The organism is Streptomyces sp. NPDC005485, from assembly GCF_040606085.1.
Taxonomy (GTDB): Bacteria; Actinomycetota; Actinomycetes; order Streptomycetales; family Streptomycetaceae; genus Streptomyces.
In genome coordinates, this window is the sequence record NZ_JBEXDZ010000011.1 from 1 (window position 1) to 13,249 (window position 13,249).

Consider the following 13,249-nt stretch of genomic DNA (forward strand, 5'->3'; position numbering starts at 1 on the left):
GGCACCGTCATCCGTTCCTGGCTGCTCGACCTCGCGGTCAACGCCCTGGACGACGACGAGCACCTCGACAAGCTGCGCGGCTTCGCCGAGGACTCGGGCGAGGGCCGCTGGACCGTGGAGGCGGCCATCGACAACGCCGTGCCGCTGCCCGCGATCACCGCGTCGCTGTTCGCGCGCTTCGCCTCCCGGCAGGACGACTCGCCGCAGATGAAGATGATCGCGGCACTGCGCAACCAGTTCGGCGGCCACGCCGTCGAGAAGAAGTAATCCACAGGACCGCCCGGCGGTCCACAACCTGGGGGAGGTCGGCGAACGACCATGCACGTCACGCATCTGTCGCTGGCCGACTTCCGCTCGTACGCCCGGGTCGAGGTTCCGCTCGACCCGGGCGTCACCGCGTTCGTGGGGCCCAACGGACAGGGCAAGACGAACCTCGTCGAGGCCGTCGGCTATCTCGCCAGCCTCGGCAGCCACCGCGTCTCCTCCGACGCACCCCTGGTCCGGATGGGCGCCGACAGAGCGATCATCCGGGCCCAGGTCAAGCAGGGCGAGCGCACGCAGCTCGTCGAGCTGGAGCTGAACCCCGGCAAGGCGAACCGTGCCCGTATCAACAGGTCCTCGCAGGTCAGACCCCGTGACGTGCTCGGTATCGTCCGCACCGTCCTCTTCGCACCCGAGGACCTCGCCCTGGTCAAGGGCGACCCCGGCGAGCGGCGCCGCTTCCTCGACGAGCTGATCACCGCCCGCTCCCCGCGCATGGCGGGCGTCCGCTCCGACTACGACCGGGTCCTCAAGCAGCGCAACACCCTCCTCAAGTCGGCCGCGCTGGCCCGTCGGCACGGCGGCCGCACCATGGACCTGTCCACCCTCGACGTCTGGGACCAGCACCTCGCGCGCGTGGGCGCCGAACTGCTCGCCCAGCGCCTCGACCTGATCGCCACGATCCAGCCGCTGGCCGACAAGGCGTACGAGCAGCTGGCACCCGGCGGCGGCCCGATCGCCCTGGACTACAAGCCGTCCGCGCCGGGCGAGGCGCATACGCGCGAGGACCTCTACGAGCAGCTGATGGCCGCGATCGCCGAGGCCCGCAAGCAGGAGATCGAGCGTGGCGTCACCCTCGTAGGACCCCATCGGGACGATTTGGTTCTCAAACTCGGTCAGCTGCCCGCCAAGGGGTACGCGTCCCACGGCGAGTCCTGGTCCTACGCCCTGGCGCTGCGCCTGGCGTCGTACGACCTTCTGCGAGCCGAGGGCAACGAGCCGGTGCTGGTCCTGGACGACGTGTTCGCCGAGCTGGACACGCGCCGCAGGGAGCGCCTCGCGGAGCTTGTCGCGCCCGGGGAACAGGTGCTGGTGACGGCGGCGGTCGACGACGACGTACCGCACGTACTGACCGGGACCCGGTATGTCGTCTCCGAGGGGGCGGTGGAGCGCGTATGACGGAGAACACATCCCCCGATTCCGCGTCCGGGGCGGCAGCGTCCGGGAAGCCCGCGGAGAAGGTGCCCGAGCCGTCCGGCGTCGACCTCGCGCGCGTGGCTCTGCGCGCCGCGAAGGAACAGGCACGCGCGCGTGGCGACGCGGCGCAGCAGAAGAAGCAGGCGCGTCGCGGTGGCCTGCGCTCCGGCGCGCGCGCCGACGGACGCGACCCGATGGCGCTGGGCTCGGCGATCAACCGCCTCATCAACGAACGTGGTTGGGAGACCCCGGCGGCGGTGGGCGGGGTGATGGGCCGCTGGCCGCAGATCGTCGGCGAGGACCTGGCCAAGCACTGCGAGCCTGAGCGGTACGACGAGGACGAGCGCGTCCTGACCGTGCGCTGCGACTCGACGGCGTGGGCGACGAACCTGCGTCTGCTCGCTCCGCAGCTGGTCGCGCGGCTGAACGAGGACCTCGGGCACGGCACGGTGCGGTTGCTCAAGGTCCAGGGCCCGGCCGGCCCCGCGCGCCGTTTCGGCCCTCTGCGCGCCCCAGGGAGCACGGGCCCGGGCGACACCTACGGGTGAGCCGGCCCCGCTTTCAGGGGAGCCGGGCGGTACGTCACGGGTGGGCCGGAGCGCCCGGCTTCCGGTGGTCGGCGCAGCGACGTGACCTGTCGTGATCGACACCCGCCGCGTCCTGGAGGCCGGCCGTGGCCCATGCCCGCGGCCGACCCGACGCGTTTGCGAACACCGACCTGACTCCGCAGTAGCCAAGGGTTGACACCCGGAAGCGCTGAGTGCCGCTGTGAGCCTCTTTGAGCCCGGGTCCGCATATGGGGAGTCGGGCGAGACGGTTTTGGGGCGGCACATGCGGACTCAGGTACCGGCAAACCCCCATCACTGTCGGCGCTACCGGTAGACTGGAAGCTAATCCCGCCCCGCTAGTGGGGACCGTCGGGAAAATGGTGTGCACCGCTGACCAAGGCTTACCAACGCAACACGCCGCAGCCGCTCCGGCCATCCGCATGGAGCTTGGCTTGTGCTGTGCCAGAAAGGGCGCTTCGTGGCCGATTCCGGCAACCCCAACGAGAACATCCCGTCCACCGAGGCCCCGGCCGGTACGGCCGAGGGCTCAGCCACGGCGTACGACGCCAGCGCCATCACAGTCCTCGAGGGTCTGGACGCGGTCCGCAAGCGACCCGGCATGTACATCGGCTCGACCGGTGAGCGTGGCCTGCACCACCTGGTGCAGGAAGTCGTCGACAACTCCGTCGACGAGGCGCTGGCCGGGCACGCCGACACGATCGACGTCACGATCCTTCCCGACGGTGGCGTGCGCGTCGTGGACAACGGCCGTGGCATTCCGGTGGGCATCGTCCCCTCCGAGGGGAAGCCGGCCGTCGAGGTCGTGCTGACCGTGCTGCACGCGGGCGGCAAGTTCGGCGGCGGCGGCTACGCGGTCTCCGGCGGTCTGCACGGCGTGGGCGTCTCCGTCGTGAACGCGCTGTCGTCCAAGGTGTCGGTCGAAGTCAGGACGGACGGCTACCGCTGGACCCAGGACTACAAGCTGGGCGTCCCCACCGCTCCCCTGGCGCGCAACGAGGCCACCGACGAGACCGGCACCACGGTCACGTTCTGGGCGGACGGCGACATCTTCGAGACCACCGAGTACTCCTTCGAGACGCTGTCGCGGCGCTTCCAGGAGATGGCGTTCCTCAACAAGGGTTTGACGATCAAACTCACTGATGAGCGCGAGGTGGCGAAGGCGACCGTCGGGGCGGACGAGGCGGGCGCCGACGAGAAGGACGAGGTCAGGTCCGTCACATACCGCTACGACGGCGGCATCCTCGACTATGTGCGGCACCTCAACTCCCGCAAGGGAGAGGTCGTCCACCCCACCGTGATCGACCTTGAGGCCGAGGACAAGGAGCGAAAGCTCTCCCTCGAAGTCGCGATGCAGTGGAACAGCGGTTACAGCGAGGGCGTGTACTCCTTCGCCAACATCATCCACACCCACGAGGGCGGTACGCACGAAGAGGGCTTCCGTGCCGCGCTGACCTCGCTGATCAACAAGTACGCGCGCGACAAGAAGCTGCTGCGCGAGAAGGACGACAACCTCACGGGTGACGACATCCGCGAGGGTCTGACGGCGATCATCTCGATCAAGCTCAGCGAGCCGCAGTTCGAGGGCCAGACGAAGACCAAGCTGGGCAACACGGAGGCGAAGACCTTCGTGCAGAAGGCCGTCTACGAACACCTCAACGACTGGCTGGACCGCAACCCCAACGAGGCTTCGGACATCATCCGCAAGTCCATCCAGGCGGCCACCGCGCGCGTGGCGGCCCGCAAGGCCCGCGACCTCACCCGCCGCAAGGGCCTCCTGGAGTCGGCGTCCCTGCCGGGCAAGCTCTCCGACTGCCAGTCGAACGATCCCACCAAGTGCGAGATCTTCATCGTCGAGGGTGACTCCGCCGGCGGCTCGGCCAAGTCCGGCCGAAACCCGCAGTACCAGGCGATCCTCCCGATCCGGGGAAAGATCCTCAACGTCGAGAAGGCCAGGATCGACAAGATCCTGCAGAACCAGGAGATCCAGGCGCTGATCTCCGCCTTCGGCACCGGAGTCCACGAGGACTTCGACATCGAGAAGCTCCGCTATCACAAGATCATCCTGATGGCGGACGCCGACGTCGACGGCCAGCACATCAACACCCTGCTGCTGACCTTCCTGTTCCGCTTCATGCGGCCGCTGGTCGAGGCCGGACACGTGTTCCTGTCCCGCCCCCCGCTCTACAAGATCAAGTGGGGCCGTGAGGACTTCGAGTACGCGTACTCGGACCGTGAGCGCGACGCCTTGATCGAGCTGGGCAAGCAGGCCGGAAAGCGCATCCGCGACGACTCGGTCCAGCGCTTCAAGGGTCTCGGCGAGATGAACGCCGAGGAGCTGCGCATCACGACCATGGACCAGGAGCACCGCGTCCTCGGCCAGGTCACCCTCGACGACGCCGCCCAGGCCGACGACCTCTTCTCGGTCCTCATGGGCGAGGACGTCGAGGCGCGCCGCGCGTTCATCCAGCGCAATGCCAAGGACGTCCGCTTCCTCGACATCTGAGTCGGTCTCAGCTGACCGCACCAGAAAGGATCTTCACCAGCAATGGCCGACGAGAACACACCTGTCACGCCTGAAGAAGGCGGCGAGATCACTCTGCGCGTCGAGCCCGTCGGGCTCGAGACGGAGATGCAGCGCTCCTACCTCGACTACGCGATGTCCGTCATCGTGTCGCGCGCGCTGCCCGACGTACGGGACGGTCTCAAGCCCGTCCACCGCCGCGTCCTGTACGCCATGTACGACGGCGGCTACCGGCCCGAGAAGGGCTTCTACAAGTGCGCCCGTGTCGTCGGCGACGTCATGGGCAACTACCACCCGCACGGCGACTCCTCGATCTACGACGCGCTGGTCCGCCTCGCGCAGCCGTGGTCGATGCGGATGCCGCTGGTGGACTCCAACGGCAACTTCGGTTCCCCGGGCAACGACCCGGCCGCCGCCATGCGGTACACCGAGTGCAAGTTGATGCCGCAGTCCATGGAGATGGTCCGCGACATCGACGAGGAGACCGTCGACTTCACGGACAACTACGACGGCCGCTCCCAGGAGCCGACCGTCCTGCCGGCCCGCTTCCCGAACCTGCTGATCAACGGCTCGGCGGGCATCGCGGTCGGCATGGCCACCAACATCCCGCCGCACAACCTGCGTGAGGTGGCGGCCGGTGCCCAGTGGTACCTGGAGAATCCCGAGGCCTCGCACGAGGAGCTCCTGGACGCGCTGATCGAGCGCATCAAGGGCCCCGACTTCCCGAGCGGCGCCCTCGTGGTGGGCCGCAAGGGCATCGAGGAGGCGTACCGCACGGGCCGCGGCTCCATCACGATGCGCGCGGTCGTCGAGGTCGAGGAGATCCAGAACCGCCAGTGCCTGGTGGTCACGGAACTGCCGTACCAGGTCAACCCGGACAACCTCGCGCAGAAGATCGCCGACCTCGTGAAGGACGGCAAGATCGGCGGCATCGCGGACGTCCGCGACGAGACGTCGTCCCGTACGGGCCAGCGCCTGGTCATCGTCCTGAAGCGGGACGCGGTCGCCAAGGTCGTACTGAACAACCTCTACAAGCACACCGACCTGCAGACGAACTTCGGCGCCAACATGCTGGCGCTCGTCGACGGCGTGCCGCGCACCCTCTCCCTGGACGCGTTCATCCGGCACTGGGTGGCGCACCAGATCGAGGTCATCGTCCGCCGTACGAAGTTCCGGCTGCGCAAGGCCGAGGAGCGGGCGCACATCCTGCGCGGCCTGCTGAAGGCCCTGGACGCCATCGACGAGGTCATCGCGCTGATCCGGCGCAGCGACACCGTCGAGATCGCGCGCGAGGGCCTGATGAGCCTCCTGGAGATCGACGAGATCCAGGCGAACGCCATCCTTGAGATGCAGCTTCGCCGACTCGCGGCCCTGGAGCGCCAGAAGATCATCCAGGAGCACGACGAGCTCCAGGCCAAGATCCGCGAGTACAACGCGATCCTCGCCTCGCCGGTGCGCCAGCGCGAGATCATCAGCGAGGAACTCGCCGCGATCGTCGAGAAGTTCGGCGACGACCGCCGCTCCAAGCTGGTTCCCTTCGACGGCGACATGTCCATGGAGGACCTGATCGCCGAAGAGGACATCGTCGTCACCATCACGCGCGGCGGCTACATCAAGCGGACCAAGACCGAGGACTACCGCTCGCAGAAGCGCGGCGGCAAGGGCGTGCGCGGCACGAAGCTGAAGCAGGACGACATCGTCGACCACTTCTTCGTGTCGACGACGCACCACTGGCTGCTGTTCTTCACCAACAAGGGCCGCGTCTACCGCGCGAAGGCGTACGAGCTGCCCGACGCGGGGCGTGACGCGCGCGGCCAGCACGTCGCCAACCTGCTGGCCTTCCAGCCGGACGAGGCGATCGCCGAGATCCTCGCGATCCGCGACTACGAAGCGGCGCCCTACCTGGTGCTGGCCACCAAGGGCGGCCTCGTGAAGAAGACACCCCTCAAGGATTACGACTCCCCGCGCGCGGGCGGCGTCATCGCGATCAACCTCCGTGAGACGGAGGACGGTTCCGATGACGAAATGATCGGAGCTGAGCTGGTCTCGGCAGAAGACGATCTGCTTCTGATCAGCAAGAAGGCACAATCGATCAGGTTCACTGCCACGGATGACGCTTTGCGACCGATGGGCCGTGCGACCTCGGGCGTCAAGGGCATGAGTTTCCGTGAGGGAGACGAGCTGCTCTCGATGAATGTTGTTCGACCCGGTACGTTCGTGTTCACTGCTACGGACGGTGGGTACGCGAAGCGGACCAACGTCGACGAGTACCGCGTCCAGGGTCGCGGTGGCCTGGGAATCAAGGCCGCCAAGATCGTTGAGGACCGCGGGTCACTCGTCGGCGCGCTGGTGGTCGAGGAGACCGACGAGATCCTCGCCATCACGCTGTCGGGCGGTGTGATTCGTACGCGAGTCAACGAGGTCAGGGAGACAGGCCGTGACACCATGGGCGTCCAACTGATCAACCTGGGCAAGCGCGATGCCGTAGTCGGCATCGCACGTAACGCCGAGGCGGGACGTGAGGCCGAGGAGGTCGACGGCGAGGACGCCGTGGACGAGTTGGCCGAGGTCGTCACGACCGACGGTACGGACGAGGGTGAGGCGCCCTCGGCCGAGTAGCACGAGGAGTGAGTCATCGTGAGCGGAGCCACGGGCGCCGGAGCGACCGGTACATCCACCGGTACGGAAACGGACGGCGGCCGTGGCTCCGCCACGGAGAAGACCGACTCCCATGACTCTCATGGATCCCAGGGGGGAACTGTGACGGACACCCGAGGCCCGCAGACGCAGCAGTACGCGGGCGGGCAGGCCCCTCCGGGGACGCCGCCGGCGCCTGGCGCGCCGTTGCCCGGCTCACCCGCGCCGGGCGCACCTGCCCCGGGTTCGCCGCTGCCGGGGGAACGGCAGCCGCAACAGGTGCAGCAGCCGTATCACCCGCCGCAGGCGTATCAGGCTCAGCAGCCGATGGCGGGCGCGGTACGCCGCCCCCGCACCGGCGCGCGCACCACGCCCCGTACCCGCAAGGCCCGGCTGCGCGTGGCCAAGGCCGACCCGTGGTCGGTGATGAAGGTCAGCTTCCTGCTCTCCATCGCGCTCGGCATCTGCACGATCGTGGCAGCCGCGGTGCTGTGGATGGTCATGGACGCGATGGGCGTCTTCTCGACGGTCGGCGGCACGATCTCCGAGGCGACGGGCTCGAACGAATCCAACGGATTCGACCTCCAGTCCTTCCTCTCGCTGCCGCACGTCCTGATGTTCACGTCGATCATCGCGGTGATCGACGTCGTCCTCGCCACCGCTCTCGCCACGCTCGGCGCGTTCATCTACAACCTCTCCGCCGGCTTCGTCGGCGGCGTCGAGCTCACGCTCGCCGAGGACGAGTAAGCGCCCTCCCAAACGTCCCGCACCTATCGATTTTGGGACTGGCCACGTCGTGCGCTAATCTTCAGAGGTCAGCGCGCGGGACACACACCGCAGAGCGCGGCGGGGCTATAGCTCAGTTGGTTAGAGCGCATCCCTGATAAGGATGAGGCCACAGGTTCAAATCCTGTTAGCCCCACCAGCACGAAGACCCCCGGTCCATTTGGGCCGGGGGTCTTCGGCATTTACGGCTGACATCGGCTTCACACCGGGCGCTCTCAGAAGTGCATCATCGACATCAGCTCGGGGCTTCGCACGCCCGTCGACACGGTGGGGACGGGCTCTCCCGGGTGGACCCAGCCGGCCTGCTCGGCCGCTGTGACGGCTGCTGCCTCCGCCGTGTCCGCCTCGGTGTTCAACTCCTGGTCCGTGCCCAGGTGCTGGGCCGCAGCCGCGGTGGCGGCCGTCCGGGAGGCCCTGAGCGAGGCTTTGAAGGCGGCTTCGGAGAGTTCGGTGTCGCCGTCGACGAGCCGGGCCATCCGGGAGGCCTGCGCGGCTGAGGCGGCGGCGTTTCTCGCGCACCGGGAGTCCGCCGCGGGATCGGGCGGGCCCTCGGAGAGCACCGCGAGAGCCTGTGCGGCGACACGGGCCGCGTGCGCGGCCTTCCAGACGGCCTCGGCTGCGGCCTCGGCCCCGGCATCCGCCGCCTCCGCACCGGTGGCGTGCCGCTCGACGTAGCGGCTGAGGACGGCTGCCCTTGCCGCGGCGCTCCCGGCGCGGGTGGCATGGATCGCCCTGAGGGTTGCGGCGGTCGCCGCGCGCTGTTCGTGGTCCGGTTCGCTCATCAAGAACCCCTGTCCGGCCAAACCTCCGTCAGAACGACGGCAGGGTGACACGTTGTCGCGCAACAGGCCAGAGACATGCGAGCGCCCGATCGCTGGCGACGGGGGATGCACCAGCGATCGGGCTGCGGCCAACAGTAACAAGGCTGTTTGGGCGGCGGGAGTGGACTGATCAGCCGTGATGGGGCGTTGTGAGCGGGATCACGTAAGCGCTGTCTGAAAGAAGTGCAAGAAGTGCAAGGGATTCAAACGGGGAGGGGGACGGAGAACGGGGAAGGGCCTTACCGACCGCACGGCGGATCGTACGAGAGCCGTGGAAGGTACTCGTGCCACTTCTCCGGTGTCAGAACGCCTCGGGTGACCGAGCAGATACGCCGGATCGCCTCGTCGGAGTCGAGGTTCCACAGCCGGACGGTGTCGGCGCCGCTCGATACGCCGAGCATGTGGCTGTTGGGGCTGAAGGAGAGGAAGTTGCCGGTCTTGGCGTTGGGGCTCATCGACTGACCGATGGGCGAGGCCTTGGACGGGTCGCTGACATTCCAGAGCCGGACCGTGTTGTCGTTGCCGCCGCTCGCCAGGGTGTGGCCGTCCTGACGGAAGGTCAGTGAGACGACGGCCTCGGTGTGGCCGGTGAGGGGCGAGCCCAGCCGGGTCGCCCTGACCGGGTCGGTGATGTCCCAGAGCCGTACCGTGTCGTCGTCGCTGCCACTGGCCAGCGTACGGCCGTCCGGGCTGAAGGCGAGGGTGTTGATGGGCCCGGAATGTCCCTTGAGAGGCGTGCCGAGCAGGGTCGCGTGGCGCGGGTCGGCCACGTTCCACAGCCGGATGGTGGCGTCCGCGCTGCCGCTGGCCAGCGTGTGACCGTCCGGGCTGAAGACCAGGGAGTCGACGAAGCCCTTGTGGCCGGTGAGCGGCGCGCCGAGCGGGGCGACGCGGGACGGGGCGCTGACGTCCCACAGTTGGATGGTGCGGTCGTCGTAGGCGGTTGCCAGGGTGCGTCCGTCCGGGCTGTAGGCCAGCGCCTCGGGTCCCATGAACCGGGTCCGCAGGGCGATGCGCGGCCCGGCGGAGACCGGCCGGGTCGGGTCGGCGACCTTCCACAGGTACACCGCACGATTCCCGGTGAGCACCGCGAGGGTGCGGCCGTCGGGGGAGAACGCCAGCGAACGGTCGCCGCCGTCCCCAGGCATGAAGGGCCGGCCCAGGGACACGGGCCGGTCGGGTGTCCGCACGTCCCACAGCCGGATCCGGCCGTCGCGCGCGGCCGTGGCGAGCACCTGACCGTCCGGGCGGAACGCGCCGCTGCGGCCGATCATGTCGGAGGTGGGTATCGACCACAGCCGGACCTTGTTGTCACCGCTGCCGGTGGCGAGGGTCCGGCCGTCGGGGCTGAAGCCCAGGGCGTACATCTCGCCGCTGCTTCCCGCGAGCGGCTCGCCGACCTGCGAGGGGTACGCCGGATCGCTGATGTTCCACAGGCTCGCCGTGCTGTCCGCGCTGGCGGCGGCGAGCATGTCTCCGTCCGGGCTGAAGGCGACCGACCAGATGGGGCCGGTGTGGCCGGTCAGCGGGGTGCCGATCGGTTTCGCGTGGCGCGGGTCGGCCACGTCCCAGAGCCGGACGGTGTCGTCCACGCTGCCGCTGGCGAGCGTCCTGCCGTCGGGGCTGAACGCCACGGAGTGCACGGTGCCCGTGTGACCGGTGAGCGGCGTGCCGATCCGCACCGGACGGCGCGGATCGGTCATGTTCCACAGCCGGATCGTGTTGTCGTCACCACCGGCCGCCAGCGTCCGTCCGTCGGGGCTGAACGCCACGGAGCGTACGGCGGCGCTGTGCCCGGTGAGGGGCTTGCCCAGGGGCTTTGGCCGGGTCGGGTCGGCCATGTTCCACAGGCGAACGGTGCGGTCCTCGCCGGCGGAGGCCAGCGTGTGTCCGTCCGGGCTGAAGGCGAGCAGGTAGATCGTGCCGGCGTGGCCGGTCAGGGGAGCGCCGAGCGGGTGCGGGTGGCCGGGGTCCCGTACGTTCCACAGCCGGATCGTGCCGTCGTCCGAGGCGCTGGCGAGGGTGTGTCCGTCCGGGCTGAAGACCGCGCTGCTCACCCAGCTGCTGTGCCCGGTGAGGGGTTTGCCCAGGGGCTTTGGCCGGGTCGGGTCCGTCACGTTCCACAGGCGGATGGTGCGGTCGGAGCTGGCGGTGGCCAGGATCCGGCCGTTCGGGCTGAACGAGGTGAGGTAGACGGCGCCGGTGTGGCCGAGGAGCGGTGTGGCCAGCGGTGCGTTGACGATCGAAATCAGACGGTTGTTCGTGCCCTCGTCGTCCGACCGCAGGCGATGGGCGACCAGATCGAGCTGGGCGGACAGCGACGGGTCCGTGTACTGGACGCGGTCCGCCTCGGCGAGCACCTGCGCGAACACGGCGTCGTCCCGCTGCTGCCACGCGACCACCGCCGAGCCGACGGCGATCAGCGCGAGGACGACCAGGGCCGACACCGCGCCGCGGCGGATCAGGACCGTACGCCTGCGCAGTCTGACCGAAGCAGCCAGGAACTCCACCGCGCTGCGGGTCAGGAAGGTGTCCCCGGCGGACTTCGCCCAGGTGCGGGCCTGCTCCAGGCGGGAGCCGCGGTAGAGCAGCGACGTGTCGCGTTCCGCGCCCTCCCAGGACCTGCCGTCCTCCTCCAGCCGCTGGCGCAGAAGATGGTCGCCGCGGTCCTCGTCGATCCACTCGCGCAGCCGTGGCCAGGCGTGCAGCAGCGCCTCGTGGGTGATCTCGACGGTCTCCGCGTCGAGCGTCACCAGGCGGGCGTGGACCAGCGCTTCGAGGGACTCCTCCGTCTTGCCGGGGTCCGTGGACTCCTCCGCCAGTTGGCGTCGGGTCCCTCGTCTGCGGGTGGCCTGGGTGTCCTCGCCCAGCCGGACCAGCCTGAGCAGGAGCAGCCGAGCGGCCGTACGTGCCGCCGGGTCGAGACCGGACCAGGCCCGCTCGGCCGTCGCCGCCACCGCGCCCTGGATGCCGCCCGCCGCGCGGTAGCCGGCCAGTGTCAGCCGTCCCGACTTGCGCCGCTGCCAGGTGGCGAGCAGGGCGTGCGAGAGAAGGGGCAACACGCCCGCGTCGTGCGCCCCGCGCGGGCCGTCCGTGCTCACCTCCCTGATGATCAGCTCCGCCAGTCCCGGTTCCAGCTCCAGGCCCACGGCCTTCGCCGGGCCCGTCACCGCCTCGCGCAGCTCCGTGGTGGTCAGCGGCCCGAGCACCATGTGCCGGTGCTGGAGCGCGTCGGCCAGTTCGGGATGGCCGAGGCACTGCTCGTAGAAGTCGGCGCGGATGCCGAGGACGACTAGGACGGGGGCCGGCTCGCCGGGGCCGGGAGACGAGCACGCGGCGTGCAGGATCCGGACGAAGGCACGCCGGTCCGCCTCGTCGGAGCAGAGGGTGAACGCCTCCTCGAACTGGTCCACGATGACGACCGGAAGGGCGGCGGAGGTCCCGCCGCGTACCGCCCAGGCCGCGATGGCATCCCGTACCGCCTGCGCGAACTGCGGAGTCCCGGGGTCCGTGGCCATGGGTTCCCGCTCCGCCGGCGCGGCCGGCCGTTCCCGCTCTGCCGCCGCCGGTTCCCGCGCCGCCCGTTCCCGCACCACGGATACGAGGGGTGCGAGTTCCGGGATACGGCGGGTCAGCTCCGCGAGAGGGTCGGCGCCCGGCACGAGTTGGAGGACGTCAGCCGCGTGGCCGCTGTCCTCGCCGAGTGCGCCCTTCTGCAGGGTGGGTACGAGGCCGGCGTTGAGCAGGGAGGACTTTCCCGCGCCCGACGCGCCCACCAGCATGACCAGGCCGCCCGACTTCTCCGCGGCGCGAAGCTGCGCGACGAGGGCGTCCGTGCTCCGCTCCCGGCCGAAGAACCACCGGACGTCCTGCTGCCGGTAGGGAGCCAGCCCTCGGTAGGGGCACACACCGCCGGGGACGGTCGCGGCTTCGCCTGAGGCCCGCTCCTCTCCGTCCACGGATCCGGGCCCTGTCCCGGACCCCGATCCGGATGCGGGGCGGTCGCCGACCGGGTCCGCCACCGCGCGCTCCCACAGGCGCTGCCACTGGGCCAGGTCGTACAGTCCCGTGGACACGGGCGCGGGCCGCTGCCGCCGAGCCTCGGGGATCAGGGTGTGCAGCACCGCGGCGAGGGCGGCGAACTGGGCGGGAACGTTCTTGGCCCGGCGCCAGTCGCTGATCCGCTGGGCGGACACCCGCACGGGCCGCCCGCGTTCGTCGACCCGCTGCAGCCGGACGACGGCCTCGGCGACGGTCTTGAGGGGAGGGTTGCCGGCCTCTCTGTACAGCAGCGCGAGACGTTCCGCGAAGGCCGTGCGTGCCCCTGAGGCGGAACTCAAGGTCTCCACCCCTTACTTCCTCCGCGCTGGACATCCGGACCGGAAAACCCACTTTATATGGCTGACCTGCGACTAAGGCCTTGGCCGGATATCGAAGCCTCCTCGGCGGGGTCCGCA

The 13,249-nt window shown here is 69.6% G+C and carries 7 protein-coding genes, 1 tRNA gene and 1 pseudogene; 7 read left to right on the forward strand and 2 right to left on the reverse strand.

Features of this window, described 5'->3' with window-relative positions:
* The 7 genes and pseudogenes from ABZS97_RS06230 to ABZS97_RS06260 form a co-directional block, all read left to right on the forward strand.
* Positions 1-267 (forward strand): annotated as a pseudogene (locus ABZS97_RS06230) (6-phosphogluconate dehydrogenase); the annotation flags it as partial.
* A gap of 51 nt (positions 268-318) precedes the next feature.
* Positions 319-1,440, forward strand: coding sequence for a DNA replication/repair protein RecF (gene recF / locus ABZS97_RS06235; RefSeq protein ID WP_356134153.1), 1,122 nt, complete (start codon positions 319-321; stop codon positions 1,438-1,440).
* On the forward strand, positions 1,437-2,006 hold the full coding sequence (locus tag ABZS97_RS06240) for a DciA family protein (protein ID WP_356134156.1): 570 nt from the start codon (positions 1,437-1,439) through the stop codon (positions 2,004-2,006). The genes recF and ABZS97_RS06240 overlap by 4 nt, the downstream gene beginning before the upstream one ends.
* 454 nt (positions 2,007-2,460) lie before the next feature.
* Positions 2,461-4,530: a DNA topoisomerase (ATP-hydrolyzing) subunit B gene (gene gyrB, locus ABZS97_RS06245; protein ID WP_356134158.1), complete on the forward strand. Its 2,070-nt coding sequence runs from the start codon at positions 2,461-2,463 to the stop codon at positions 4,528-4,530.
* A 42-nt stretch (positions 4,531-4,572) separates the two neighbouring features.
* The gene (gyrA, locus tag ABZS97_RS06250; protein ID WP_356134160.1) at positions 4,573-7,167 is read left to right on the forward strand and encodes a DNA gyrase subunit A; all 2,595 of its coding nucleotides are present in this window, start codon (positions 4,573-4,575) and stop codon (positions 7,165-7,167) included.
* Between the two features lie 18 nt (positions 7,168-7,185).
* Complete coding sequence (locus ABZS97_RS06255) at positions 7,186-7,932, forward strand: DUF3566 domain-containing protein (RefSeq protein WP_356134162.1); 747 nt, start codon at positions 7,186-7,188, stop codon at positions 7,930-7,932.
* A gap of 101 nt (positions 7,933-8,033) precedes the next feature.
* A tRNA-Ile gene (locus ABZS97_RS06260) sits at positions 8,034-8,110 on the forward strand.
* A gap of 76 nt (positions 8,111-8,186) precedes the next feature.
* Here the strand turns inward: ABZS97_RS06260 and ABZS97_RS06265 are convergent.
* Together ABZS97_RS06265 and ABZS97_RS06270 are read right to left on the reverse strand one after the other, a co-directional pair.
* Positions 8,187-8,753, reverse strand: a complete 567-nt coding sequence (locus ABZS97_RS06265; RefSeq protein WP_356134163.1) for a hypothetical protein — start codon at positions 8,751-8,753, stop codon at positions 8,187-8,189.
* Positions 8,754-9,031: 278 nt separating this feature from the next.
* Positions 9,032-13,141 carry a WD40 repeat domain-containing protein gene (locus ABZS97_RS06270; protein WP_356134164.1) on the reverse strand — a complete coding sequence of 1,370 codons (4,110 nt, stop codon included), beginning with the start codon at positions 13,139-13,141 and terminating at the stop codon, positions 9,032-9,034.
* Positions 13,142-13,249 lie beyond the last annotated feature (108 nt).

Excerpts from the sequence above, each read along its gene's own strand:
- ABZS97_RS06265 (WP_356134163.1), bottom strand. The coding sequence starts at position 8,753 with ATGAGCGAACCGGACCACGAACAGCGCGCGGCGACCGCCGCAACCCTC.
- ABZS97_RS06240 (WP_356134156.1), top strand. The coding sequence starts at position 1,437 with ATGACGGAGAACACATCCCCCGATTCCGCGTCCGGGGCGGCAGCGTCC.
- recF (WP_356134153.1), top strand. The coding sequence starts at position 319 with ATGCACGTCACGCATCTGTCGCTGGCCGACTTCCGCTCGTACGCCCGG.
- gyrA (WP_356134160.1), top strand. The coding sequence starts at position 4,573 with ATGGCCGACGAGAACACACCTGTCACGCCTGAAGAAGGCGGCGAGATC.